The organism is Sphingobacterium sp. BS-2, from assembly GCF_046161205.1.
Classification (GTDB): Bacteria; Bacteroidota; Bacteroidia; order Sphingobacteriales; family Sphingobacteriaceae; genus Sphingobacterium; species Sphingobacterium mizutaii.
This window is the reverse complement of the sequence record NZ_JBIXGO010000021.1, coordinates 55,220-80,725: the sequence shown is the minus strand read 5'-3', so window position 1 is coordinate 80,725 and position 25,506 is coordinate 55,220. Positions and strand designations below refer to the sequence as shown.

The 25,506-nt window shown below is 40.7% G+C and carries 18 protein-coding genes and 1 riboswitch; of the genes, 8 read left to right on the top strand and 10 right to left on the bottom strand.

Going from position 1 to position 25,506, the window contains the following annotated elements:
* The first annotated feature begins 6 nt into the window (after positions 1–6).
* Positions 7–774 carry a uroporphyrinogen-III synthase gene (locus ACK2WI_RS16510; protein ID WP_093101042.1) on the top strand — a complete coding sequence of 256 codons (768 nt, stop codon included), beginning with the start codon at positions 7–9 and terminating at the stop codon, positions 772–774.
* A gap of 278 nt (positions 775–1,052) precedes the next feature.
* Entirely contained in the window at positions 1,053–1,922 is an 870-nt protein-coding gene (locus ACK2WI_RS16505; protein ID WP_093101040.1) for a cupin-like domain-containing protein, read from the top strand.
* Between the two features lie 66 nt (positions 1,923–1,988).
* Here the strand turns inward: ACK2WI_RS16505 and ACK2WI_RS16500 are convergent, their stop codons facing one another.
* The 6 genes from ACK2WI_RS16500 to ACK2WI_RS16475 all read right to left on the bottom strand — a co-directional run bounded on the left by ACK2WI_RS16500 (position 1,989) and on the right by ACK2WI_RS16475 (position 11,743).
* A complete protein-coding gene (locus ACK2WI_RS16500) occupies positions 1,989–2,906 on the bottom strand; it encodes a substrate-binding domain-containing protein (protein WP_093101039.1) in 918 nt (305 codons plus the stop codon).
* A 30-nt stretch (positions 2,907–2,936) separates the two neighbouring features.
* A complete protein-coding gene (locus ACK2WI_RS16495) occupies positions 2,937–3,410 on the bottom strand; it encodes a DsrE family protein (RefSeq protein ID WP_409151620.1) in 474 nt (157 codons plus the stop codon).
* Positions 3,411–3,415: 5 nt separating this feature from the next.
* Positions 3,416–4,459 carry a c-type cytochrome gene (locus ACK2WI_RS16490; protein ID WP_093101036.1) on the bottom strand — a complete coding sequence of 348 codons (1,044 nt, stop codon included), beginning with the start codon at positions 4,457–4,459 and terminating at the stop codon, positions 3,416–3,418.
* Between the two features lie 72 nt (positions 4,460–4,531).
* Positions 4,532–5,431, bottom strand: a complete 900-nt coding sequence (locus ACK2WI_RS16485; protein WP_093101034.1) for a LysR substrate-binding domain-containing protein — start codon at positions 5,429–5,431, stop codon at positions 4,532–4,534.
* Positions 5,432–5,464: 33 nt separating this feature from the next.
* Complete coding sequence (locus ACK2WI_RS16480; RefSeq protein WP_409151619.1) at positions 5,465–8,362, bottom strand: PD-(D/E)XK nuclease family protein; 2,898 nt, start codon at positions 8,360–8,362, stop codon at positions 5,465–5,467.
* A gap of 9 nt (positions 8,363–8,371) precedes the next feature.
* A complete protein-coding gene (locus tag ACK2WI_RS16475) occupies positions 8,372–11,743 on the bottom strand; it encodes a UvrD-helicase domain-containing protein (protein WP_409151618.1) in 3,372 nt (1,123 codons plus the stop codon).
* Between the two features lie 211 nt (positions 11,744–11,954).
* On the opposite strand from ACK2WI_RS16475, the gene ACK2WI_RS16470 reads away from it, so the two are divergent.
* From ACK2WI_RS16470 to ACK2WI_RS16455, 4 genes are all read left to right on the top strand, one after another.
* The gene (locus tag ACK2WI_RS16470; protein WP_093101030.1) at positions 11,955–12,491 is read left to right on the top strand and encodes a 30S ribosomal protein S16; all 537 of its coding nucleotides are present in this window, start codon (positions 11,955–11,957) and stop codon (positions 12,489–12,491) included.
* A gap of 134 nt (positions 12,492–12,625) precedes the next feature.
* Positions 12,626–13,153, top strand: coding sequence for a ribosome maturation factor RimM (rimM, locus tag ACK2WI_RS16465; RefSeq protein ID WP_409151617.1), 528 nt, complete (start codon positions 12,626–12,628; stop codon positions 13,151–13,153).
* Positions 13,154–13,332: 179 nt separating this feature from the next.
* A riboswitch (SAM riboswitch) is annotated at positions 13,333–13,433 on the top strand.
* A gap of 47 nt (positions 13,434–13,480) precedes the next feature.
* Positions 13,481–14,437 carry a methylenetetrahydrofolate reductase gene (locus tag ACK2WI_RS16460; RefSeq protein ID WP_093101027.1) on the top strand — a complete coding sequence of 319 codons (957 nt, stop codon included), beginning with the start codon at positions 13,481–13,483 and terminating at the stop codon, positions 14,435–14,437.
* A gap of 330 nt (positions 14,438–14,767) precedes the next feature.
* Positions 14,768–17,776, top strand: a complete 3,009-nt coding sequence (locus ACK2WI_RS16455; RefSeq protein ID WP_409151616.1) for a DUF2723 domain-containing protein — start codon at positions 14,768–14,770, stop codon at positions 17,774–17,776.
* A 64-nt stretch (positions 17,777–17,840) separates the two neighbouring features.
* Here the strand turns inward: ACK2WI_RS16455 and ACK2WI_RS16450 are convergent, their stop codons facing one another.
* Positions 17,841–19,511, bottom strand: coding sequence for a glutamine--tRNA ligase/YqeY domain fusion protein (locus ACK2WI_RS16450; RefSeq protein WP_409151615.1), 1,671 nt, complete (start codon positions 19,509–19,511; stop codon positions 17,841–17,843).
* A 93-nt stretch (positions 19,512–19,604) separates the two neighbouring features.
* Here ACK2WI_RS16450 and ACK2WI_RS16445 point away from each other — a divergent pair, with 93 nt between their 5' ends.
* Positions 19,605–20,879 carry an FAD-dependent oxidoreductase gene (locus tag ACK2WI_RS16445; protein WP_409151614.1) on the top strand — a complete coding sequence of 425 codons (1,275 nt, stop codon included), beginning with the start codon at positions 19,605–19,607 and terminating at the stop codon, positions 20,877–20,879.
* A gap of 84 nt (positions 20,880–20,963) precedes the next feature.
* Here ACK2WI_RS16445 and ACK2WI_RS16440 read toward each other — a convergent pair whose 3' ends face one another.
* The 3 genes from ACK2WI_RS16440 to ACK2WI_RS16430 all read right to left on the bottom strand — a co-directional run bounded on the left by ACK2WI_RS16440 (position 20,964) and on the right by ACK2WI_RS16430 (position 23,718).
* Positions 20,964–21,611 (bottom strand): carbonic anhydrase, encoded by a 648-nt coding sequence (locus ACK2WI_RS16440; RefSeq protein ID WP_093101021.1) that lies wholly within the window; start codon positions 21,609–21,611, stop codon positions 20,964–20,966.
* Between the two features lie 72 nt (positions 21,612–21,683).
* The gene (locus ACK2WI_RS16435) at positions 21,684–23,264 is read right to left on the bottom strand and encodes a SulP family inorganic anion transporter (RefSeq protein ID WP_409151613.1); all 1,581 of its coding nucleotides are present in this window, start codon (positions 23,262–23,264) and stop codon (positions 21,684–21,686) included.
* Positions 23,265–23,373: 109 nt separating this feature from the next.
* A complete protein-coding gene (locus ACK2WI_RS16430; RefSeq protein ID WP_237219504.1) occupies positions 23,374–23,718 on the bottom strand; it encodes a hypothetical protein in 345 nt (114 codons plus the stop codon).
* A gap of 207 nt (positions 23,719–23,925) precedes the next feature.
* Here ACK2WI_RS16430 and ACK2WI_RS16425 point away from each other — a divergent pair, with 207 nt between their 5' ends.
* Positions 23,926–25,473, top strand: coding sequence for a helicase HerA-like domain-containing protein (locus ACK2WI_RS16425; RefSeq protein ID WP_409151612.1), 1,548 nt, complete (start codon positions 23,926–23,928; stop codon positions 25,471–25,473).
* Positions 25,474–25,506: the final 33 nt, after the last annotated feature.

Below are 25,506 nucleotides of genomic sequence, written 5' to 3'. Positions count from 1 at the left end.
GAGTATATGCAGATTGATGTAGAAAGATCCAAAAAAGTAAAGAGCATTTTAGTTACTTTACCAAAGCCTGAAAACGATAAATCTCCCTACTTCACACTAGCCGAGAAGTATAATTTAAAATTAGACTTCAGAGGGTTCATCCATGTTGAAGGCGTCTCTGCAAAAGATGTCAGAAAAGAGAAGGTTAATTTTGCAGATTTTTCTGCAGTCATTTTCACCAGTAAAAATGCAGTAGATCATTTCTTTAGGGTATGTGAGGAAATGCGATTTGAAGTTTCTGCGGAACTGAAATATTTCTGTATTTCTGAAACCATTGCCTTGTACCTTCAGAAATACATTCAATATCGTAAGCGCAAGATTTTCTTCGGAAAGCAAACCGCACAGGATCTTGAGGATGTCCTGAAAAAGCATAACAAAGAGAAATTCCTATTCCCATGTTCTGATGTAGCCAATGAGGAAACTCAACGCTGGTTGCAAGAAAATGGATATGATTTCACCCCGGCTGTGCTATTCAGAACGGTGATTTCGGATATCAAGGATTTGAAAGATGTATTTTACGATATCATCGTTTTCTTCAGTCCTTCGAGTGTTCAGTCCTTGTACGAGAACTTCCCTGATTTCATACAGAACAATACCCGTATCGCTGCATTCGGTGCTACAACTCAACAAGCCTTATTGGAACATGGTTTGATCCTGGATATTCCAGCACCAACCCCTAATGCTCCAAGTATGACTATGGCTATTGAGCAGTATATCAAACAAGTTAATAAATAGGCAATCGCCCAATACAATATTTAGGCTATCCTGATCGGGATAGCCTTTTTTTATGGTTTCCCGTAAAACGAGGCCATAAACTCTTTTTGTTCTTCTCCAAAAGACCCTAACCCGATTATCAAGAAACACTTACAAATTTGATATTTATCATTTTTTGATAAATATATTCTGCATACATTACCAAAAAATAGTCATAAATATTCCTTTCATCTGGGTTGGGTATATTTATTGTAGAAATATTTTTTTTATGTTTGCATTAACTCAAAAATGGGAATATTGTGAAATTAAAACCTGTTAATAGTATATCTGGAATAGCTCCTAAAGACTTTGTTAGGGACTATCTGAATAAGAGTCAGCCTGTTATCATCAAGGACTTTATCAGTAAAGATAGCCCTTGCTGGAATAAGTGGAGCTACGACTATTTCAAGGAAATAGCGGGTAACGAAAAAATCGACGTATATGGTCGGGAAGAGGAGTCACAAAACCATGCAGCAAGTCCTCCAGTGGGTAAGATGACCTTTGGAGAATACTTGGATATGATCCGTAAAGAACCTACTGAACTACGCCTTTTCTTGTTTAACCTTATGAAAATAAGACCGGAATTGAAAAAAGATGTCATCTTTAATGATGTTACTGGTGGCAAGGTTATTCAGTGGTTACCTTATATGTTCTTCGGTGGTGAGGGTTCAGCAACTAGGAATCACTTTGATATCGATATGTCTCATGTATTCATCTCGCAATTCCAAGGGGCTAAGCGTATCTGGTTATTCCCGAACAACCAGTCTGATCTAATGTACAAACTGCCATATAACTTCCATAGCATTGCAAACCTTAAGAAAAGCGATGTAAAGGATTATCCAGGCTTGGAATTTTTAGATGGTTATGAGGCGGTAATCAATCCAGGAGAGACCTTATACATGCCTGCTGGTTGGTGGCATTATATACAATACGAAACAGAAGGGTATTCTATTTCTGTACGTGCTTTGGCAAATTCATTGAGCGAAAAACTTAAAGGTGCTAGAAACCTCTTCGTAACCCGCCACTTCGATGACACCATGCGTAAGATTTTTAAAGATAAATGGCTAGATTATAAAATCGACACTGCTACTAAAAGAGCAAACAAAGCGATTCGAAAATATAAGAAATAAGCTGAGAAGCTAAAAAGAGAAGGGTCCCAATCATGATTGGGACCCTTCTCTTTTTAATTAAACAAACTATGGTGTTTCAAATCCATATTTCTTATAGATCGCTTTTGCTTCATCCGATTTCATAAAGTCTACGAAATCTTTTGCCGCTTGGGCCCTTGGAGCATTCTTCATCTCCGCGATCATGTATGTCGCTTTAATATTTTGCTCATTTGGGATTTCTACCATCTCTACAGGATGATTTAATAGCTTTTGGTATACAACCTCCGAATACCATACTGGTGCTGCATCAACCTCTTTGTACAAGATTTTCATAGGACTTTCTCTATGGTGTATCTTGGTTTTGTAGGTCGAGCCATCACTCACCTTGTCCTTCATGATTGTTTTTTCCAATTGCTCTCCACCTAACTTCTTATATACCGAAACGATCTGCCTTCCAATGCCTTCCCAAGCTGGGTTCGGCATGGCGATCTTCACATCTTTCTTGGCTAGGTCCTGAACAGTTTTAACAGCTTTTGGATTTCCTTGGGGAACCATAATCGCCAGTTTGTTGTAGGCGTAGACCTCAGTTCTTGAGAAGTGATTCTGCATACTGTCGATTCTGTTCTTGCCAGCGGCATACACATCAGGTTTATGGGTTATCCGCATGTTCCCAATAGTAATTGAGCCGCCTTCAATCTGTTTTGCCAGAATCCCTGGAGGCAAAGTCTCCACAAAGATTCTTTCATACTTCGGATGTTTCTGCTTGAAGGCTGCCAATAGGTCATCCATGACCATAAATTGATTCCCTGCAAAAAACACGACTAGCTGCGGATCTACGATGTCACCAAATAAATCGGGAACATTATCTATACCTGGAACAGTGAAATTAACTGCTGATTTTGGTGCTGTGTTCCATGGTGGATCATATTGAAATGGGTCTTGGGCAAATGCTTTGTTCATCAATAAAATAACAGCAAGTAATAAAATTCGTTTTAAATTCTTCATATTCAATATTTCTACAATGGATTAAGGATATTATGGTTTTACGATTACCCAGCCTTCTGAAGCGCGGATAACCAATTCACCATTACCACTCGGTACATATCCGATGAAATCATATAATTGTTCTTTTTTCAGTTTTCTCTCTTTTAAGGAATTGGTGCATTGGGCGACAGTAACACCTTTATTGATCAGATCTTTCAATGCTTCTTCATAACCAGAGTCTTTTAGCATCACTTCGGTTCCGCCAGAGAAGGTTATCAGTTCGACTTCGATCTTGCCCTTTAGGCGAGGGTCGTTCAATACGTTCTTGATGTTCCTAAAAGCTTTCTTTACAACATCAGGATTGTTGCTGTCCAATTGATAGATGGCTTTATAGTGTTTATGGTGAGTCTCGGCACCACTGAACTTGGCGTTTTCAATCAATTTATTGTCAATTGATTTGCTTTGTGCCTTTACTAGGCTGCTAGTCATTAAAAATAGACTGCAAATAATAATTATATTTCTCATGCTTTTTAAAAATTAAAAGGTCCGTATTTATGTTGTTCTTCAGGTATTTTATCGGCGAAAGGTGGATATGGACTATCCTTTGGTTTCTTGCTTAGATCGGGATAATCATGCTCTTTATCCGCTTTAGATGGTCTTTCAAAGGAATTGATAAAGGCTGCAACATCATAAGCTTCCTCATCAGATAGGATAGGGGCATCCGCACTTGCACCTAAAGGCATATTGCCCTTGATAAATTTAGCTGCGGTAAGCATCCTTCCCATCCCGGCGCCATCATTGAACGAATCATCGCCCCACAGTGGCGGGTACATATAACCTTCATCCAGTTCGCCTGCCTTTTTAGGAAGGCCTAAGCCATTCGCTTGGTGACAGCTTACACATTGGGTCTTGAATACCGACTCCCCATGTTGTAGGTCAGCTTTACGGTCTGGAGTCTCCAACTTCACAAATCCCTGACCTTCTATTCTTCCTCCAACTTTAACATCTTTACTCAAGTGCTTGATATAGCTCACGATGGCAATCATTTCATTGCTTTCTATAGGCAGTTTCTTGCCATTCATGCTTCTTTCAAAGCAGCCGTTGATCCTTTCTTCCAAAGTCGCAACTTTGCCCTCACGGCCACTGTAGATAGGGAATAAAGCACTTAGGCCGATATAAGGAGCGGCATATTCCTTGGTTCCTCCATTGAGGTGGCAACTTCCGCAAGCGAGGTTGTTTCCAGAGAACACTTCACCATGCTTATTATTTGGTCCTAGATATTTCGGGGTTTCTTTGATCAGCTTTTCTCCATAGGCTGCCATCTTTCCTTCTTCATTGTCAGGATATGGAGCCATTTTGAAGTCCTTGATCAAGTTCACTGAATTGTTCTCAACGCTATCCTGCTTGTTGTCGGCAGCTAGCTTGGTTTTTAATATATTGGTATTGAACCCCAATGCTTGCATCAGGACAATGAATACAATGAAAATAAATAGTCCGGCCACGATCTTAGTCTGCCTGGCTATCTTATTTACTTCCTTTAGGAGGTTTTTCGGTTGGTTTAAATCGTTTTCCATATGAACAAACTTAAGCTTGTTAATGGAGTTGCTAAAACGATAAAATGTTATGGGCTATAACCTCAGGTTATCCTACTCTGTAAGTGCTTGATTGATAAAGCGAATGAACTGCTTTGGAAGCCCCGAGAGCTCCCCGTGAAGATGAACTAAATATAACTCTCTGTTGATTTCGAAGCCCTCAACTTCTATTTGTTTTAGAATTCCATTCTCCAAATCATTCTGAACGGCGTATTTGGATAGAATCCCAATGGCATTACTATAGCGTATATATTGCTTGATAGATTCTGAACTCGACATCTGTACCCGATTTACCAAATCCCTGGCATTGATGTCGTTCTCACTGAACTTTTGAAAGACGATGTCATTCGTCCCTGATCCTGGTTCCCTAAAGATAAACTCCTGTTTTTTGAGTTCATCCAAACAGATCGGCAACTGTTTGAATAGGGGATGGTTGGTCCTTGCGACCCAGATCAATTGGTCGTCTAGGATCTTGTTGTATTTCAATGATTGGTCCTCAGCAATACCTTCCACAAAGCCTAAACCGATCTTACGTTCATAAAGCCAGCGATCCACTTGAGCAGTATTTCCGGTGAACAACTTTATGTTGATCAAGGGATTCTTTTCAGAAAACTTGGCAATAAGCTTCGGCAGGATATACTGGGCTAGGGTAGTACTGGCGCCAATGACTAAATTTCCTCTTATTTGATTGTTAAGAAGCCCCAGTTTATAATCAGCCAATTCATATTCATGGATGATGACCTTCACGGATTCCATTAAGGTAGCTCCTGCTTCAGTCAAGAGTATCCGGCTTCCATTTCTCAAGAACAGCGCTTGGCCTATGGTATTCTCCAGTTCTTGGATATGTTTGGATACAGCAGGTTGACTGATGTTTAGTTCGCGGGATGCTTTGGTAAAGCTCAAATCCCTAGCGGCATGATAAAAAACTTTGATTCTAAAATTGACTTCTAACATGGATATTGTTGCAATAAAACAGTTTTACCGACCTTAGGCTTCCTCTTCAGCCTTTTCCGCAATGCTGTACTTATAAAACAGGGTATACGGGTCAGACGGATAGACAACAGCATCTGGATTGTGTTTGAATGGTATTTCGGGATTGAATAACTCTTCTAGTTTCTCTCTCAAAAAGTCAATGAATACCTTCTTTTGGTCTTCCAAAATCAGGTCTTCAAAAACCATACTTCCACTTCTATTCCTAAATAATGTACCATCCTCACGCATACGCCTTGCAACGTATAGATGCGGTTCCAATCCTTTCAGTCCTGAAACCTGTTCATATACATAAGCGTAAAATAAGGTCTGCAATAAGGCTTTGTTTTCGGTGTTATCGGCAAATACTTTATCCAAATTACCAAAAATAACTTGATCCGCCCCAGTTTTATAGTCCACAATCCGAAGTTTATGCTGGCCATTTTTTGTAATCACCTCATCCACACGGTCAATGATCCCATATAGATTGATCATTTCAGGCTTGCCATCTATGCTGATTTCAAAGTCTAAATGATAGTCTTCATCATTTTCCAACTCCACGATCTTGATGGATTCATACTGTTCCATATCGTACTGCAGATACATCTTGATGTATTCAGAGGATATTTTATGCATGATCCGCTGTAAACTGTTCAGGTCCTCCAAAGAATGCGGTTCCGATTCATATTGCCTGCCGATTTCCTGGATCACCACCCCATCCACCTTCTCTAGTGCTTTCTCCAGTTCAGAAGTAGGAACAAAATCTTTCTCATCCAATACGGCTTTAAGTAAATGTTCCATGCAATTATGGATAACTGTACCGAGCTTGTTCATTTCAAATTCCTGTGAAATGCTAGGCGGTTCCTTGATCTCAGCGACATACTTCAAGAAGAATTGCAATGGCGACATCAGGTATGTAGTAAATGCAGATGCAGAAAGAGCTTTCTTGTTTACGATATAGCTATCATAAAGCTTGTTCCAGATTGCACCCTTTTTCTCAATGATCAGTTCCTGAGGTTGATTCGGGAACAATAAAGGTTGTTGTTGGATATGATTAATGAAATTAAACTGGGTTTCAAACATCAGCTGTTTTATGAACCTACTTTCCTCCCCTGTACTGCTTTCATCCACGATGCCATTGTAGAACAAGTGGATGTCATCGCTGTATTGGAAGTGCCTATAAAATAAATATGCCGAAAGGGCATCTTGATTTTCTAATACCGGAAGTCCATAGGCCTTTCTCAAATTATTAGGCAGAAAGGTCGGTGAACTGGATGTTTTCGGTAGGATACCCTCATTCACACCAAGAACATACACATGGTCAAAATTCAAACATCTACTTTCCAGCAGACCCATAATCTGCAAACCATAAAGTTGATCTCCTTCAATGGCTGAATTGATAGGGCCTAATGCTTTCTTGATCAAGCCAACTTGGAATAGCACACTCAGGTTGCCCAGCTTCTCAAAACCCAAATGCATTTGATTCAAAACCTTTTTTGTTTCAATCAATAGGTGTGATTCAATCAATTTCGTTCTTCCTTCCAAAGCTAGACTGCTCAAAAGATCATCGGTGATCTTGATCATCTGAGGGATGAGATCTTCCGGACTGTTCAGTTTCCGAAAGAATTGAGGAATCGCTGAACTACTTACATCTATCTCCGCAATGGCGATTTCAAAGAGCTGTCTTTTAGCAGAATCCCTCTGTATCTCTTGCTTCTGTTTCCGGCTCACCTTAGTCATCGGATGACTTAGGTAAGTCTCCAATAACTGATAGGGAATCTTTTCCTTTTTCTGTTGGGTAATCAACAGTTGCACCTCTGTCCACAGATCCAATAAGCCATAAATAGCCGATTGTATCAATGGATAACCAGTGGTAATATTAATATCTATTTGGGGAAGACTTTGCAGCAAGGGCACCAAAAGACTCTCATCGGCCAATAGAATGGCGGCGGTCTCTTTTTTGAAATCTATGTTTTTTAATGCCAGGACATCATGCAGCAATTTGGCTTCGCTGTTATTACCGAGGCTTTTGTACAGATTGACATCCGTATCCCGATTCGCGATAAGATTTGGCGATTCACCCAAGGCATTGACCAAGCCTGTATTATATAGGTTTCTTCGAAGGAATAAGCCAGCTTCTTGGATTTTATCATCCAAGTAATGCGCGTCAGCATCAAAATAGAACAGGGCTAAATCTTCCTCTTGCCATTTTTTGAATAATTGAGCTTCTGCTCTGTTCAAAGCATTGAATCCCACAAAAAGAACCTTTTTATGCTCCTTGATAAAGTCTTGGTTCTCTGCTCGCCCTTCGGCCAATTCCCGATATAAGATAGGATAGTTGGTCTGCTTTTCACTCTTTAATTTCTCTTGAAAGGCTTTATATAATTTTGGTAATCGCTTCCATAATGCCAAAAAGCGTTGCTGAACGGCTGTATGGCCTTTCATGCTAAAGGATTTCCAAAACTGCTTGATAAAGGACTGCTGCTCTTCCGTAAAGTGTTGGAAATGGATATCTATCTCTGTCGTATCAAACAGTTCCATATAGATCTGGTCCACGGGTACCAGATCATAATCGATCTGGCCAAAATCACTTAGGATAATCTCCGCAATAGGGTAGAACTCTTCCAAAGTTTCCGGATCGCGACCTTCATTGGTCAACAATTCATTGTGCAGTTCAAAAAGATAGAAGAACTGACTCAATGCCGTCGCCTGCAGGTTACTGCTGGATTGGGCAAAGAACTCTTGAATGGTATAAAATTGTGGCGACCAGATGGCCTTTCCATATACGTCCACCAAATGCTTTTTCAGATAGGTAATCGGCCTCTTGTTGTTGAATACAATGGCAATATCTGATATATCTTGGCCAAATCTAGCCTGTATGTCTTCTGCAACGAGTCTTAAAAATGCTTTTTCCATGTTCTTTCCTTATTTCACCTCCACTAATTCTTTGGACTTCGCATAGTATAAATACCCCTTGATATTGCTATAGCCCACATTGCTCAATGCATTCATATATCTTCCTACCTGTGTTTTATGATTGATATAATCTCCTTGTGTAAATTTAAAGTCCAGCACGATGGTTTCATTCTCATTGGTGAACACCTTATCGGGCCTCTGTGTACTGCCATCTTCCAAGATGATGCTCGATTCATTCCATACTTTATAATCACCCGTCAGCCATTGGTTGATGGTCGGGTGGTTCCAGATCTGTTGGATTTCATCTAGCAGAAGGTCCTTTTCATCCCTCGCCAAAATACCCTCCTCAATATATTGGTTTACCAATTTATCTATTTCCGATTCATCTTTTACCAAGGAAACGATCTCATGCGCCAATACACCGTATTGAGCAGCCTTTTCCATCATCAGAATGGTATTGATATTCCTAGAGGTGGATTTTTCCAAAGCCGTCTCTAAAGCCAGAGATTGTGGATAATCTTTTAATTCAACTTTGAGGTCTGCATCGCTCTCCTTATCCTTTTTTACTTGCTCGTCAGCGATAGGCTGATCCAACAAGATAAATTCATTGTTCTCCAACCGGAATGGAGAATTATTGGCAGAAAGCACCTGGATCAAAAGATCTGAAATAAAATCATTCTTGACCTCAGAACCTAATATCTCGCCCGTTTTCTTGTCCACTTCATCCTTAAATTGTGGGGCGCTGATATAGAGATGGCTTTTGGCCCTCGTGGTTGCCACATAGAAAGTGTTCAGTGCGTCCATGTAGTTGAAGAGCATCTCTTCGAAATATTGCTTATAGAAGATCGACTTTCCTAGGGTTTGGGTATATTTTACCGGTATCTTTCCGAGTTCTGAGAAAGGAGAATCCAGCACATCAATCCAGAAATCGCCATTGGTTAACCCATCCAGTTTCCAAGAAGAAAATGGGATCATCACCACTTCATAAGCCAATCCCTTGGATTTATGGATGGTGCTTACCTCAATGGCATCCACCTTTCCACTGGATGGTAGGACAGCCCTTTCGCCATCCTCATCCCAATATTCCAGGAATTGTATGATTCCGCGTTCCCCTTGAGTAGAAAATGCGGTCGCAATATCCTTGAATGCCAAAAGGTAAGGTAAATGGATACTTCCTTCTTCACCAAGATGATATACTTCAATCAGCTTTTCTACCAAATGGACCAAAGGCATTTTATGTAGTTGATTCCATGAGTCTATCAATGAAAGAGGAAGTAAATCGGATAATTCCTTGATATTATTGTCCTTGAACTTCAGCCATATCGCTTCTTCAAAATTGGACTTGCCATGCGCCAATTGGAATAGGTAGGCCATATTGGCAAGGTGTAAAACGTGTTTCTCCGATTGGAAAACCAAGGATCTGAGGGTTTCAATGATCAGGTTGACCGCATGGTTGGTTATTAAACTCAGCGCATCCCCAGAAATAACCTCAAAGTTGAGGTTTTCTGTGTTCTTGAAACGCATCAACTCTTGAATGACCAACTTGGCTTGGGCATTGCTCCGAACCAAAATCCCTATATCCGCCGGTTTATATTTTCCCGACTTGATCCATTCTGCAATCTTGCTACATAGAGCCTCTACGGAAGCCTCCATAACCTGATTGTTCCTTGCTCGCCCATCACTGACAGGGAAAAAATTGATTTCAATATTTCCCAAAGGTTTGCCCGCTTGAAGCTTATTTTCAGGGATCAATTGCCTGCTGTTTTCATAGGCTTTTTCTAGGAGCCTGTTATTGCCAGTGGCATTCCACCAAGCCATTCCCTCTTCACCCAAGCTCTCGCCGACCTTATCATTCAAGACCTCCTGCAAAAGGCTAGGGATCTTTTCATAGAGATAATTATTGAAATTAATGATATTTGGAAGACTGCGGAAATTGGTCTCCAAGGTTCCGTTATCAATAAATTCCTTGATTTGATCCTCATTTAAGTGGAAGTTCTGCGACACCTGCTGGTCGATTTGTTGCAATAGGATCCGCCAGTCACCATTTCTCCAGCGATATATGCTCTGTTTGACATCGCCCACCACTAAATGTTCAGCAACCTTACCTGTCGCATCTGCCAGGGCATTCAGGAGCAATGGACTATAGTTTTTCCATTGAATCCGTGAGGTATCCTGAAATTCATCAAAAAGAAAATAATTGTATCGGTTGCCTATTTTTTCCCAAATAAAGGTAGGGTCACTGTGTTCGTCCAAGCCCAGCTTGTTCAGTAATATCTGCGCATCCGAAATCAACTGGGCAGAGTTTTCCTTCCTCCATTGACTCAGTAGATCACTCATTTCTTTGAGTAACCTTAAGAAATACAGATTGGTCTGCACCGCTTGATAGGCAATATAATTTGCAAAATGCTGCTGTAAGGATAAGATAGCATCCAATGCAGGACGAATGCCTTGCATATATTCATACCTGACAGCTTTTTTATCGTCTAAATAATGCTCTTCATTATCCAACAAGACCAAGAATTTGTCAAATATCTTATCTTGGATATCAGAGGTAGAAACCTTTTTAGGGTCTATGTTGATCTTGCTTGCAGCGACCAGTTTGTTCCTGGATTTGCCTTTCATCTCTGCATCATCCACCCCCAAGCGGCGGTATTCAGATTTGAAGGTTTCTATTCCCTGGACCAAAGCATCCAAAAAAGCATTGGTCTTTTCGTCAATTTCTTTGTTGAGTAAGTTGAATATTCGGTCGGTATCAGCCGAAATCATAAAACTATCAAACTCCTGGAAGTTTTCTGAGAAGATCAATCCAGCCAAGCTCATCAATTGCTGTCTATAATTCCAATTCTCATTCTTGCCGATCTTTTGCTCTGCATAATTGATGATCCATTCCAATAGGTCCGGTCTTTCATCCAGCAGTTGGTTCAACATGACTGTCAGGTCACGCTTCACTTTATTGGTGTTCATCTCGATGGCATAACCTGAATCGAGGTTAAGTTCATAGGTGAAACTTCGGATGACTTTTTGCGAAAAGCCATCAATGGTGCTTACCGAAAAATGGCTGTAATCATGGAGTATCCTTCTATAGATCCGATTAGCTTTTTCCTGGATGCTTTGCGGATCCCATTGTGGATTTTGCTGTAATAGTTGCTGTCTGTACTGCTCAATGTCACTTGCTGTGCTACCGATCGCCAAGCCATGCAGGACCGACATGATCCGACCTTTCATTTCGGCGGTAGCTTTGTTGGTAAAGGTAACGGCAAGGATTTCCCGATAGCTGCTTTCTTTGGATAGCAGTAGTGTCAGGTAATGCACAGTGAGACTAAATGTTTTTCCAGATCCAGCGGAAGCCTTTACAATCCTTAATGGAGCAATTCTTTGCATAAGATGACTATGGTTTGAAGTATCTGAATATCGGTATTATTAGCAGATTACTCAAATCTTTTTCAAGAATATCGGTCGGGAGTAGCCCTTATTTTGAGGATAAAACAGCTTTAAATTCTCTGTTGTATTAATTGATAATACTTTGTATCTTTGCGTCCCCTCCTGCATGTAGCAACGGGGGATATGTTGAATACATAAATAAAGAAAAAACATGGCAACTAAAATCAGATTGCAGAGACACGGTAAAAAAGGAAAACCTTTTTACCACGTAGTAGTAGCAGACGGCCGTTCACCACGTGATGGTAAGTTCATCGAGCGTTTAGGTTCTTACAACCCAAACACTAACCCAGCAACAATCGTTTTGGATTTCGAAAAAGCGTTAGACTGGATGAACAAAGGTGCTCAACCTACTGACACAGTTCGTGCTATCCTTTCTTACAAAGGTGTTTTATACAAAAAACACTTGCAAGGTGGTGTGAAAAAAGGTGCTTTTGATGAAGCAAAAGCTGAAGAACTTTTCACTAAATGGGCTGAAGGTAAAGATGCTCAAATCGAAGGAAAGAAATCAGGCTTAGCGAAATCTAAAGACGAAACTAAGAAAGCTGCTTTAGCTGCTGAAGCTAAGAAAAAAGAAGACAGAGCTGCTGCTATCGCTGCTAAAAACGCTCCTGTTGCTGAAGAAACAGCTGCAGAAGAGGCAGAAGAAGCTGCAGAAGCTACTGAAAACACAGAAGAAACTGAAGGATAATCTCTTCATAAAGTATTCAAAATGGCCGGATCATTCTATGAACCGGCTTTTTTGTTCCCTTTTTACCTTGATTAGCTATCCCTAATCCCTGAACAGAAAAAGAATTCCGTATTTTTGGAAATTAATTTGTGAATATGACGAAAGATCAATGTTTTTATATCGGTTATGTCAGTAAATCCCGCGGATTGAAGGGTGAACTGCAGCTGTTTTTTGAATTTGATAACTATATGGACCTTGATCTGGATGTAGTTTTCTTGGAGATGGACAAGAAATTGGTGCCATTCTTTGTCGAAAAGATCAAATTTCAGAATAATAGCACGGCTTATGTCAATTTCGAAGATGTGGACCATATCGACAAGGCCCAACCGCTCCTTAGAAAGCAAATCTATCTGCCAAATGATAAAATGCCGGTACGTGATCCTGATGATTTTACCTATCATGATCTTGTAGGTTATACCGCCATTGAAGAAACTGAAGGCGAATTGGGCGAGATCACACAGGTCCAAGAAATGCCGCAACAATTTATCGCAACCGTAGATATCGATGGCCGAGATGCCATGTTCCCCCTAAACGAGGATTTTATCGTCGGCATTGACCCCGAAGAAAAGATTGTCGTATTGAACCTTCCCGAAGGTTTGATCGATATGTACCTAGAAGATTAATAAGATATTTTAGATATAGAATGGGCGTTTTTAAGACGCCCTTTTTTTATGATCATACCTAACCCCATCCATTTCCAGATTCCATTTTCCAATTCCCGAAGGCCTCGCTTTCATAGTCATCCGAAAAGTTTTTTCTTTAAACATTTTGAGATTACCTTGCTATTGACGATATTAGCCCTCGCTTATAGAGAAAGGCAGAGGGACTAGACCCGCTGAAGCCTTAGCAACCTGACACCAGTCAAGGTGCTACATTCTACCCCCAAAATGGGAAAGATAAGCCAAAGAATCAGTGTTCACTGTGTTCTCTCTAAGCCTTAATATATTTTTATGAAAATCGTAGATCACATCAAGAACGCTAAAGGCAAGACCTTATATTCTTTTGAGCTGTTACCTCCTGCTAAAGGTCAAGGTATCCAAAGTATCTTCCAAACCATGGATGAACTGATGGAATTCAAACCTCCTTTTATTGATGTGACGTACCATCGTGAGGATTACCTGTACAAACAACATGCAAATGGCTTGTTGGAAAGGGTATCCTATAGAAAAAGACCGGGAACCGTAGCCATCTGTGCTGCCATAATGAGTAAATATAAAGTCGATGCCGTTCCGCACTTGATCTGTGGTGGTTTCACCAAAGAGGAAACGGAAAACGCACTTATCGACCTGAACTTCTTAGGTATCGATAATGTGTTGGTCCTAAGAGGTGATGCTAGAAAAGGCGATGCCGACTTTATCCCGACTGCTGGAGGTCATGCCTATGCTACTGACCTGTTGAGGCAAGTCGTGGACATGAACGAAGGATCTTATCTACATGAAGATATCGGCTCCTCCGAAAAGACCAACTTTTGTATAGGTGTTGCCGGTTACCCAGAGAAACATTTTGAATCGCCAAACTTCAATACCGATTTTAAATGGTTGAAGAAAAAGGTAGAAATGGGGGCTGAATTTATCGTTACCCAGATGTTTTTCAACGTAGAAAAATATAAAGAGTTCGTGACGAAATGTAGGGAAAATGATATCCATGTTCCTATTATTCCAGGATTGAAACCATTGACCACCAAAAAGCAATTGATCACGCTACCAAGGATCTTCCACTTGGATATACCTGAGGACCTAAGTGATGCGGTCGAGGCTTGTAAAACCAATGCCGATGTTAGGCAGGTAGGTGAGGAATGGTTGGTGCATCAATGTAAGGAACTGATCGATTTTGGCGTTCCGGTATTGCACTTCTATACCATGAGTAATCCAGGACCAACTAAAAAGATCGTTGAAAAATTAGTATAATAAAAGAACTGATGCAAAAATAACAGACAAAGGCGAATGATTTCATTCGCTTTTGTCCGTTTATACCGAGGTGATATTTTTATCCCATATTCGGGTCTCATTCGAGGCTTGTTCGAGACATGTTCGAAGATTGCTTGGATAAAATTTTAGTCATATTGCAAGAAATCCGAATGTGGGTAAAACAAAAGCTATTAGTTCTCCCGAAATTCCAGCGATAAATTCGCTGTTTTCGAAAAAGGAGAGCAGCCTGATTCCATGTTAAATTATGTTAATCACGGAAGTGGGAGATAATTCTTTTTTAAATTTAAACAACATTTATCACCTACAATTATGAGCTATAATAAAATCAACAATTTTCTCGGCTGGCTTTGCGGTATCATCGCGTTTGTACTGTATGCATTCACTGTGGATCAATCCATCAGTTGGTGGGATACGGGCGAGTTTATTGCCGCTTCGGACAAGTTGGAAATTGTGCATCAGCCAGGGGCGCCTTTGTTTCTTCTGATCCAGAATCTGTTTTCAAACTTGGCTTTCGGCAATAAGGAGCAAGTTGCCCTTTGGATGAATCTAGGTTCAGCATTTTGTTCCGCCTTGACCATTGTGTTTTTATTCTGGACCATAACGGCTTTGGCTAGAAAGCTTCTTTTGGGAAGGACAGAAGGGAATAGGCTTCAAAACCTGCAGGTTTTTGCTGCTGGGGCTGTAGGTGCATTGGCCTATGCATTTACCGATTCATTTTGGTATTCGGCTGTTGAGTCCGAGGTGTATGCCATGTCTTCATTGTGTACGGCTATCGTGTTTTGGCTTGCCCTGAAATGGGAGAGGAGAGCGGATGAGCCAGATTCCAATAAATGGCTGTTGCTGATTGCCTATGTGATGGGTTTGTCGATTGGGGTGCACCTTTTGAATCTGTTGACTATTCCAGCCTTGGCACTCTTGATTTACTTTAGGAAATCTATTCATGTAACCTGGAAAGGAGCCGCAAAAGCCCTTGCTTGGGGAGTTCTCGCCTTAGCCTTTATCCTTTGGGGAGTCATTCAATATTCCGTTAAAATAGCCGCAGGATTTGATTTGTTCTTTGTCAATTCCTTGGGCATGCCTTTTGGGTCGGGTATTATCTTGTTTGTCTTGCTCTTAGTTTCGGCAGCAGTATTCGGGATTGTATATTCCATCAAGAGGAATAAGCCTATCTTAAATCTCCTGATATTGGGGACTTGTTTAGTGTTCTTCGGCTTCACTTCTTTTAGTATGCTGTTGATTCGTGCACAAACCAATATTTCCCTCAATAACAATGATCCTGATAATGCTTTTTCCTTCTTGGGATATCTGAGTCGGGAACAATACCAATCTGAGCCCTTGTTCAAAGGACCTACTTTCAATTCAAAGGTATTGGATGTCAATGAATCCACTGGTTACAGAAAAGATGCTGAACGATATGAGAAATTTGATAATGTCAAAGGCTATAAATATGATAAGGAAGTTTTGTTCCCGAGGTTGTACAGCCAAAAACATGCTGATTTCTATAAGCAATACCTGAACCTTGCAGATGGTGAAAATCCGACCTTTTTGGATAATATGAAGTTCTTTTTCAATTATCAGGTTGGCCACATGTATTCACGTTATTTCATGTGGAATTTTGTAGGTCGACAAAATGATACCCCTAGCCAAGGGGAATTGACCGCTGGCAATTGGATCTCGGGGATCAATATATTGGATGAATTGCGACTTCCGGGATTGGACGCCATTTCCGAAAGCATGAAAAAAGACCCCAGTAGGAATACCTATTTCTTCCTTCCTTTATTGCTGGGGATTGCAGGTCTGATCTGGCAGGCCAAGCGGAGCAAAAGAGACACAACCATCGTTGGTTTGTTGTTCTTCTTTACCGGATTGGCAATCGTACTGTATTTAAATCAAACCCCATTGCAACCACGTGAGCGTGATTATTCCTATGCGGGATCATTTTATGTGTTTGCCATCTGGATAGGCTTGGGAGTTCTCGGTTTGATTGATTTTATACAAAAGAGGAGCAAACTTTCCATTAAGGCAATAACCTATACCTCTGTGACCTTTGCCATGTTGGCCGGACCGATTTTGTTGGTCAAGGAAAATTGGGATGACCATGACCGTTCTGGTCGCAATATGACCCGAGAAGTAGCAATGAATACCTTGAATTCCTGTGAGCCCAATGCCATCCTGCTTACCTATGCTGATAATGATACATTTCCACTTTGGTATCTGCAGGAAGTGGAGGGAATAAGGACCGATGTGAGGGTCTTGAATTATGGTTATTTGGGTTCAGATTGGTATGTGAAGCAGGCGATGGAGGATGTCAATCAATCCAAAGCCTTGCCTATTGCTTTCGATTTTAACAAGGTGAAAAAGGGCGTCCGGGATGTGATTCAAGTGGTTGATCTGGGGGTTGAGGGCTATACGGATGTAGATCAATTGTTGGATGTGATGCTTTCAGATGATAATAGGAATAAGTTGGAAACCAGTGATGGCAGTTTTGTGAATGTGATGCCTACGAAAAAGCTTCAACTCAAGATCGATAAGGAAAAAGCATTGAAAAACGCCAATATTCCTGCTGAATGGCAACAATTTATTCCGGAATACATGCAATGGGAACTCAAGGAAAATTTAGTAACGCGAGCCGATCTTAGTTTGATGTCCATTTTGGTCAACAACAATTGGGAAAGACCGATTTACTTTGTTTCATTAAGTGCACCGGCAATCTCCATGGGCTTGGATAAATACCTTGCTTCTGAGGGCTTGGTCAGCAAACTGATGCCTGTAGATATGGGGCAGTCTTCAAAAGGGTCCGGCTTGATCAATGCAAATAAGATTTACGACAATGCCATCAATAAATTTGAATGGTCCAATATTAATACCTTGGAGCATTTCGATGTGGATTCCAATCAATACTATGAAGGTTGGATTTATCCTAATGTCTATACGGATGGAATGCAAGCCTTGGTTAATCAAGGAAAGATGAAGGAGGCAAGGCAATTGGCGTTGCAAGCCTATGATTTTCAACCTAAGGAAACCAAAAGTATGCGGCAGACTTACTACAATACTGTTCTAGTGGATACCCTGCTGAAAGTGAAGGAAGTTGACAAAGCCAAGGTGTTGGCGGCTAAGCAGTTGAGGGCTATTAGGGAAAATCTGGATTATCAATTGGCCATATTTCAAAAAGCAAATAGGGGATATGATGCCATTTCCATTCAGTTAGGCTTAGCGGCATTAGACCAGTATGTGCCTATCATGAAAGAATTGGGTGATGAACAACTCTTTGCTGAGGCCTCCCGTTTGGACAAGAAATATAAGGCAGTTTGGCTGTAAGATAATTAGCATAAAAAAATGGTCAAGTATATTACTTGACCATTTTTTTATTGGTATAACCAGATTATTTTTTAGACTCTTTTGCCCAAGAGTCTTTCAAAGTTACGGTTCTGTTGAAGACTAGTTTATCTTCAGTTGTGTTCTTGCTATCTAGGTTAAAATATCCTAAACGGATAAATTGATATCCTTTACCAAGTTCAGCGTTTGCCAAATCAGGTTCAGCATAAGCTTTTTCAATAATTTGCAAACTGTTTGGATTGATAGAAGCCTTAAAGTCTTCAGCTGCTGCTGGATTCTCATCTTGGAATAGGCGGTCGTAAAGACGAACTTCCACTTCCTTAGCATGTGGCACAGAAACCCAGTGGATTGTTCCTTTTACTTTCATGCCTGAAGTATCTTCACCAGATTTTGAATTAGGAACATATTCACAGTATACTTCTGTAATATTGCCATTCTCATCTTTTTTGAAGTCAGTACAGGTTACGATGTAACCATGTTTCAGACGCACGGAAAGTCCAGGACCTAACCTGAAGAATTTCTTAGGCGCATCTTCCATAAAGTCATCGCGCTCGATCCATAGTTCTTTTGAGAAAGGAATCACCCTGCTGCCTTCGCCACCTTCAACCTCTGGGTTGTTTTCGCCATGTAGTTCCTCAACCTTGCCATCAGGATAATTCGTGATGATTAATTTAATCGGATCCAATACCGCCATCCTACGCCAAGCTGTTTTGTTCAGATCCTCACGGATACAGAACTCCAATAAGCTTACATCGATCATGTTCTCACGTTTTTGGATACCGATGCGTTCGCAGAAATTACGAATACTTTCAGGCGTATAGCCTCTTCTACGTAGGCCTGAAATAGTAGGCATCCTAGGGTCATCCCAACCTTCAACGAATTTTTCGTTTACCAATTGCAATAATTTACGCTTGCTCATTACTGTATAATTCAGGTTTAAGCGAGCGAACTCATATTGTTTAGATGGGAAAATCTCCAAGCTATTGATCAACCAATCGTAAAGCGGACGGTGTGGAATAAACTCTAAGGTACAGACAGAGTGTGTGATCTTTTCGATGGAATCGGATTGACCATGTGCAAAGTCGTACATTGGATAGATACACCATTTGTCACCAGTACGGTGGTGGTGCGCATGTTTGATACGGTAAATGATAGGATCACGCATGTGCATATTTGGGCTAGCCAAGTCTACCTTAGCACGCAATACCTTCTCGCCATCTTTATATTTACCATCGCGCATCTCTTGGAAAAGTTTTAGGTTTTCTTCGATGGAGCGGCTGCGGTATACAGTCGGAGTTCCCGGTACGGTAGGGGTTCCTTTAGAGGCAGCAATTTCTTCCGAAGTGCTATCATCTACATAGGCCAATTCTTTTTTGATCAATTCTACGGCAAAGTCGTACAGTGTATCAAAATAATCGGAGGTGTATAATTCCTCTTCCCACTGGAATCCCAACCATTGAATATCTTTTTTGATGCTATCTACGTATTCCACATCCTCTGTTACAGGGTTGGTGTCATCAAAACGTAGGTTTGTTTTGCCGTTGTACTTCTGCGCTAAAGAAAAATTTAGACAGATTGATTTAGCATGCCCAATATGAAGATAGCCATTTGGCTCAGGTGGGAAACGGGTCAATACGCGCCCATCATTTTTCCCATTACGAAGATCCTCTTCGATAATCTCTTCAATAAAATTCAATGATTTTTCTTCTTCTACCATGTAGCAAAGTTAGCTATTTCAACGATATAATGGATAATAGCATAACGAATACTTGTTTGATTTTGCTTATTTTCGATTTAAAATTATGGAACTATGAATTTGAGAGTCTTAACCTTTCTTTGTTTGCTATTTCCTTGTTTGGTCTTTGCACAGAAAAAGGTAAAACCTAAGATGTTCGTTTATGGATCGGACATTACTGCATTATCTGCGGCGATACAGGCGGCCAGATCGAATGTTCCGACAGTGATGTTGATGGACAAGCCTATCCTAGCGGAGGAAATCACTTCGGAAGTCCTGCAGATTGAAGGCAACAAAAACCTCGATGGAGGGATCTGGATGGGGATATTGATGGAGATGGCCATCAGCAAAACTCGAGATGATTCATTGGCCCAGGTTGTCAAAAAGGATTTCAATCCGCAATTAGCGAGAAATGCCATTGATAAGTATATGCGAGAATTGCCGAATCTGACCGTCATCAAGGAGCAGCAAATTTCTAAAGTGAGCAGAAATAAAAGAAATTGGGAAATTGTCCTTTCCAATAGGCAAAAATATGAGGTACTGTCGGTGGTCGATGCCAGTGAGGATGCGGGACTGCTGAAGGCTTCTGGCCTTAAGCTGGATTCTGCAGTCCAAGGTGGATATACCAAGGCGAAAGACATGGGCTTGGCAATCAGTAGGACTACTTTGGCCGTAGGTGAGTTGGATAAGGCGTCTTCGGTGGTATTCCTGAAAGATTTATTGGATTTTGAAAAGGGAAATCTCTTTGATATCGGGAGATTGAGGTCTCTAGCTAAATCCGCGGACAATATTGGGTTTAGATCCTCATTTGGGCAGGCCATTGGTGCTACGGCAGGTTATACCGCTTTCTTCAAGACAGATAGCAAGAAAATCGATATTCGGAAGCTGCAAGCAGAGCTTTTGGCGTTCAAGGCCAGATTGATCCCGTATCAAGATGTAGAAGTTAAGGATCCTCATTTTGGAGCCATTCAGAAATGTTATTTGACCGGAGTCTTTTTAGGAAAAGAAGTCGATGGGAAATATAATTTTGATGGAAACCAGATTGTTCGATTCAGTGATGTTAAAAATGTCCTGAATGATATCTACACCCGAAGCCAATTGTGGTTCTTGGATAATTACCGCGAAGATGAGCTGTCTTGGAAAGATCTATTGGGTATGATCAAGTTCATTTCCTTTAAAGGCGATGAGGTTGATAGACAGATAGCCAAGGAATGGAAGACCAAATTAAAGTTTGAAGGTGAATTTTCACCGGAGAATAAGGTGACGAGGGATCAGTTTGCCGTAGTGGCCGATCTGTTTTCGAGTTCCTTTGCCAAAGCCATCAATTTGGATGGAACCTTTGTCAAATAAGAAAGATATTGATTTATAAAAAGGCCCTTTAACAATTCTGTTAAAGGGCTTTTTCTAATCTATGGTAATAGTCCTAGGGGCATATTATACATACGCGAAAACAGTACCCATACCTTCGTTGTTGGTAAATGTCGTATTCAGGTCGATCAATTGACCGGTTCCGATATTGATCACCATGCCATGGATTGCTAAGTCAGCACCATTTTTCCATGCATTTTGGACGATCGACGTAGAAGTCAAGTTGAACACTTGCTCTTTTACGTTCAATTCTACCAATTTGTTTGCCTTTTCTTCAGGGTCTTGAATAGAATCAATCTCTGAAGCATGCAGGCGGTATACATCCTTGATATGGCACAACCAGTTGTCGATAATACCGTATTGTTGAGAACTCAATGATGCGGCAACACCACCACAGCCATAGTGGCCAGCAACGATGATGTGTTTTACTTTCAATACATTGACCGCATAGTCTAATACAGCTAACATGCTCATGTCTGAATGGACACACATGTTTGCAATATTACGGTGTACAAATACTTCACCGGGTTTCTTTCCCGTCAATTCATTCGCAGGAACACGGCTATCAGCGCATCCAATCCATAAGATTTCTGGACTTTGGCCTTTAGAAAGTTGTTGAAACCTACCTGATGAGTCCTTCGCTACGAAGTCCATCCAGTCTTTGTTTCCTTCTAAAATCTGAGTAAATCCTGTTTCTAATTCTTTTTGTCCCATTATTATGTGATTTTATTTATTTGTAAGGTCTAATGAAAGACCTTACAAGTTTCTGCAATTATTTTAAATTAATTAAACTACTTTTTTAAGTTTTTGTTTTTTCGCGATGCCATTCCTTTTATAGGTAACATCGTTCAGCTCGATTTCCAAGCCTTTGCTGATGGCATTTTGCTCGAAATCTTTGATGACATCAATGACATCCTTGTCAATAAACTTACTTTTTTGACCATCAATGATGATAGATTTTACGCTCTTTGGAAGATTGTAAAGTTTTTGTTGAATAGGTGCTTTATTCAAGAAGGTTACCTCTTCTGCCAAAGTGATGACAGCAGTTTCATTGTCAGAATGATCTGTTGATTTAATGTTCAGGTGGTATGCATTGTGCATGTTTGCACGTAGGATATAGAAAGTAGCCACTAGGATACCAATACCTACCCCTGTCAATAGATCGGTGAATACAACGGCAACGACCGTAACAACAAATGGAATAAATTGATCCAAGCCTTTTACCAACATCTGCTTGAACAAGGCTGGTTTTGCTAATTTATAACCTGTGTGCAATAGAATAGCTGCCAAACCTGCCAAAGGGATCAAGTTGATGATGCTAGGGATAGCCAACAAAGCTACCAATAACCATAGACCATGCAAGATTGCTGATTGTCTGGTCTTAGCACCTGCGTTTGCATTTGCTGATGAACGCACGATAACCGAAGTCATAGGTAGACCACCCAAGAAACCACTTGTTATATTACCAATACCTTGAGCGATCAGCTCGCGGTTAGTTGGGGAATTACGTTTCAATGGATCCAGTTTATCGATAGCCTCAATGCTCAGCAATGTTTCCAAACTGGCGATGATCGCAATGGTAAAGGCTACAATCCAAACCTCTTTATTGAAGATCTGGGTGAAATCCGGGAAAATGAAAAGTCCTTGGAATTCAGCGAAGGAAGATACCACCGGGATATTCACGAAATGTCCTTGAGTCAAGGCAAATGAAGTTCCTTGGAAAGCAAAACCTAATCCAACACCTAGTAATACTACGATAAGTGGTGCAGGGATCTTGTTTAACTTCTTGATGCTTGGCCAGAAAATCAATACGGCCAAGGAAAGGAAACAAATAATGGTGGCACCCCAATTGACATTTGAGATCACTGTGTTTGTAAAGGCAGTAATTCCGCCACCATTTTCAAAATCGAATGCATTTGTTTCCGAAAGTCCGAATGCTAAAGGTATTTGTTTCAATATAATGGTGATACCGATTGCGGCCAACATACCTAGGATAACAGAGGACGGGAAGTAGTTTCCGATCATACCTGCCTTGATGATTCCCAGGACCAATTGGATGGCACCTGCAATAAGTACGGCCAAAATAAAGGTTTCATAAGCGCCTAATTGTTCAATGGCACCTAAAACAATAACTGTTAATCCTGCTGCTGGACCACTCACCGATAAGGGTGATCCTGAAATCGATGCTACAACAATACCACCGATGATACCGGTCAAAATACCGGCAAATAGAGGCGCTCCAGACGCCATTGCGATTCCCAGACATAATGGCAAAGCCACTAAAAATACTACAATACTAGCTGGGAAATCATATTTTAAGTCCCTTTTTGATAATTTCAAAAAAGCGGACGTACGTGTACCAAACATAAACCTACGTTTTAAATTTTTAATTCAATAAATGTTAATTTGATTCAGTATACCTATTAAGACGTCGATCCAATGAGGTCAGAATAGGGTATACCCTTAGGATATTGAATTAACAATTAGGAGGTGGTGTGGGTACGGAGGCATGGTAGGCACAGATACTCTTTTCGTTTTTCAGGTAGTGTTTAATACCAGCGCTATTTTCTACGGTTGGGTTGAAAAGCATGAAATCGATATCACCTGGTCTAAAGATCTTGATACCTGTCTCGTGCAGGTCTTCATTGTTGCTGTTAGTACCTTTTGCGGTGTTTTCTATTTCAAGCTGCATGACTACTTGTAAGACCGTACCTTTATCCAGTACATCCACAAACATAGGCGTAATAGAAATCAGCATCTTCGTGAAGAAGATAAAGAAGCAAAGTTTTGCCGCCAATATTCTATATGCTTTTGTAAACATGTGATTCTTAGTAATCATTTCTGCAACAAAAATAAAATTAAATTTTAAAATAGTTTCTTTTTTGAAATTTTATTATGAAAAAATTACAAAAGTCGCCTCTTTAATCTGAATCCTTAATATTGTGTTAACATAATTTTGTTGAAAATCTTAATTTGAATAATTATATCTTTATTTATTAATTCAATTAGCGTTTTAATGCTATAACTTATGAAAGAACAGTTTATTGAAAGAATAATTGCCTCTTATAATCCAAAGGGGCCATTTATACAATTAGGTTCTGGTATCCTGAATGGGGAGATTGTAACAGAGGCCAGGGTTAACTTAGCCTTAAAGATGATGAACCGCCATGGCCTGATCGCTGGTGCAACGGGTACTGGTAAGACGCGGACCTTGCAATTGACGGCTGAACAGCTCTCAGATGCTGGTGTCCCTGTTTTTATGTTGGATGTCAAGGGTGACTTGTCCGGTTTAGCAGAACCTGGCAAAACCAATGATGCCTTGATCGAACGTGGAAATGCTGTTGGGATTCCCTTTGAACCTGCGAGTTTCCCGATAGAATTGTTTTCTCTTTCAGGAAACTTAGGTGCTCCAATGCGTGTTACGGTGGAGGATTTTGGTCCCGTACTCCTTGCACGTATCTTGGACCTGAACGATACCCAAGCCGGTGTGTTGAGTGCCATCTTCAAATATGCCGATGATACCCAATTGCCTATCGTCGATTTTCCAGACCTCAAGAAATTGTTGAGCTACCTGTCTGATGGGCCTGGTGCGGAGGAAATCAAGAATGACTATGGTAAGATATCCACTGCGAGTGCCAATACGATTTTGAGAAAGATCGTGGCCATCGAACAGCAGGGATTGGCCCATATCTTCGGAGAAAAGGAATTTGATATACAGGACCTGTTTGGAAAAGTGGATGGTAAAGGGGTGATTACCTTATTGAACATTTCTGATATTCAAGACCAACCCTTATTATTTTCAACTTTTTTATTGAGCCTCTTGGCCCAATTATTCAAGAAACTTCCAGAAGTTGGTGATTTAGATAAACCTAAATTGGTGTTTTTCTTTGATGAGGCACACTTATTGTTTAGTGGAGCATCGAAAGCTTTCTTAACCCAGATTGAACAAATCGTTCGTTTGATCCGATCAAAAGGCGTAGGGGTGTTTTTCTGTACACAGGCTGCCACCGATATTCCTGAGTCCGTATTAGGGCAATTGGGAAATAGGGTGCAACATGCTTTGCGAGCATTTACCCCGAATGATGCCGACAACCTGAGGAAAACGGTTAAGACCTATCCTACCTCTGAATTTTATGAGATCGATAAGGTTTTGACTTCATTAGGAACAGGACAGGCTTTGGTGACCGTCTTGAATGATAAGGGGATCCCAACAGAAGTGGTTGCTACGCATTTAGTGCCTGCAAGGGCGGTGATGGGGCCATGTAGCCCGCAGCTGTATGAGGAATTGGTTCAGAGTTCGGATTACCGATCGAAATATCAAGAACGCGTGGAAAGACAGACTGCCTCGGAAATCATCGAAGAGCGCATGAAGACTTTTGAAGCAAAGAAAGAGGCTGAGGAGGCGAAAAAAGAAGCGGAGAAAGCTGCAGGGAAAACGAGGTCGTCTGGATCAAGAAGGCAAACACCTTTAGAAGCGGCCCAGACCCAAGCGAGCAGGACCTTGGCGAGAGAAGGAGCCAAATTATTAGGCAAAATTGCCAATGGAATCCTTAACTCTATCTTCAAAAAGAGATAATATATAAAACATTATATTTGCAAACGAAAAACG

What these genes read in the sequence shown, in the direction of transcription:
- ACK2WI_RS16480 (WP_409151619.1), bottom strand. Translation starts at nt 8,362, where the DNA reads ATGGAAAAAGCATTTTTAAGACTCGTTGCAGAAGACATACAGGCTAGA.
- ACK2WI_RS16425 (WP_409151612.1), top strand. Translation starts at nt 23,926, where the DNA reads ATGAAAGAACAGTTTATTGAAAGAATAATTGCCTCTTATAATCCAAAG.
- ACK2WI_RS16490 (WP_093101036.1), bottom strand. Translation starts at nt 4,459, where the DNA reads ATGGAAAACGATTTAAACCAACCGAAAAACCTCCTAAAGGAAGTAAAT.
- rimM (WP_409151617.1), top strand. Translation starts at nt 12,626, where the DNA reads ATGACGAAAGATCAATGTTTTTATATCGGTTATGTCAGTAAATCCCGC.
- ACK2WI_RS16445 (WP_409151614.1), top strand. Translation starts at nt 19,605, where the DNA reads ATGAATTTGAGAGTCTTAACCTTTCTTTGTTTGCTATTTCCTTGTTTG.
- ACK2WI_RS16450 (WP_409151615.1), bottom strand. Translation starts at nt 19,511, where the DNA reads ATGGTAGAAGAAGAAAAATCATTGAATTTTATTGAAGAGATTATCGAA.
- ACK2WI_RS16460 (WP_093101027.1), top strand. Translation starts at nt 13,481, where the DNA reads ATGAAAATCGTAGATCACATCAAGAACGCTAAAGGCAAGACCTTATAT.
- ACK2WI_RS16440 (WP_093101021.1), bottom strand. Translation starts at nt 21,611, where the DNA reads ATGGGACAAAAAGAATTAGAAACAGGATTTACTCAGATTTTAGAAGGA.
- ACK2WI_RS16475 (WP_409151618.1), bottom strand. Translation starts at nt 11,743, where the DNA reads ATGCAAAGAATTGCTCCATTAAGGATTGTAAAGGCTTCCGCTGGATCT.
- ACK2WI_RS16455 (WP_409151616.1), top strand. Translation starts at nt 14,768, where the DNA reads ATGAGCTATAATAAAATCAACAATTTTCTCGGCTGGCTTTGCGGTATC.
- ACK2WI_RS16510 (WP_093101042.1), top strand. Translation starts at nt 7, where the DNA reads ATGCAGATTGATGTAGAAAGATCCAAAAAAGTAAAGAGCATTTTAGTT.
- ACK2WI_RS16470 (WP_093101030.1), top strand. Translation starts at nt 11,955, where the DNA reads ATGGCAACTAAAATCAGATTGCAGAGACACGGTAAAAAAGGAAAACCT.
- ACK2WI_RS16500 (WP_093101039.1), bottom strand. Translation starts at nt 2,906, where the DNA reads ATGAAGAATTTAAAACGAATTTTATTACTTGCTGTTATTTTATTGATG.
- ACK2WI_RS16495 (WP_409151620.1), bottom strand. Translation starts at nt 3,410, where the DNA reads ATGAGAAATATAATTATTATTTGCAGTCTATTTTTAATGACTAGCAGC.
- ACK2WI_RS16430 (WP_237219504.1), bottom strand. Translation starts at nt 23,718, where the DNA reads ATGTTTACAAAAGCATATAGAATATTGGCGGCAAAACTTTGCTTCTTT.
- ACK2WI_RS16485 (WP_093101034.1), bottom strand. Translation starts at nt 5,431, where the DNA reads ATGTTAGAAGTCAATTTTAGAATCAAAGTTTTTTATCATGCCGCTAGG.
- ACK2WI_RS16435 (WP_409151613.1), bottom strand. Translation starts at nt 23,264, where the DNA reads ATGTTTGGTACACGTACGTCCGCTTTTTTGAAATTATCAAAAAGGGAC.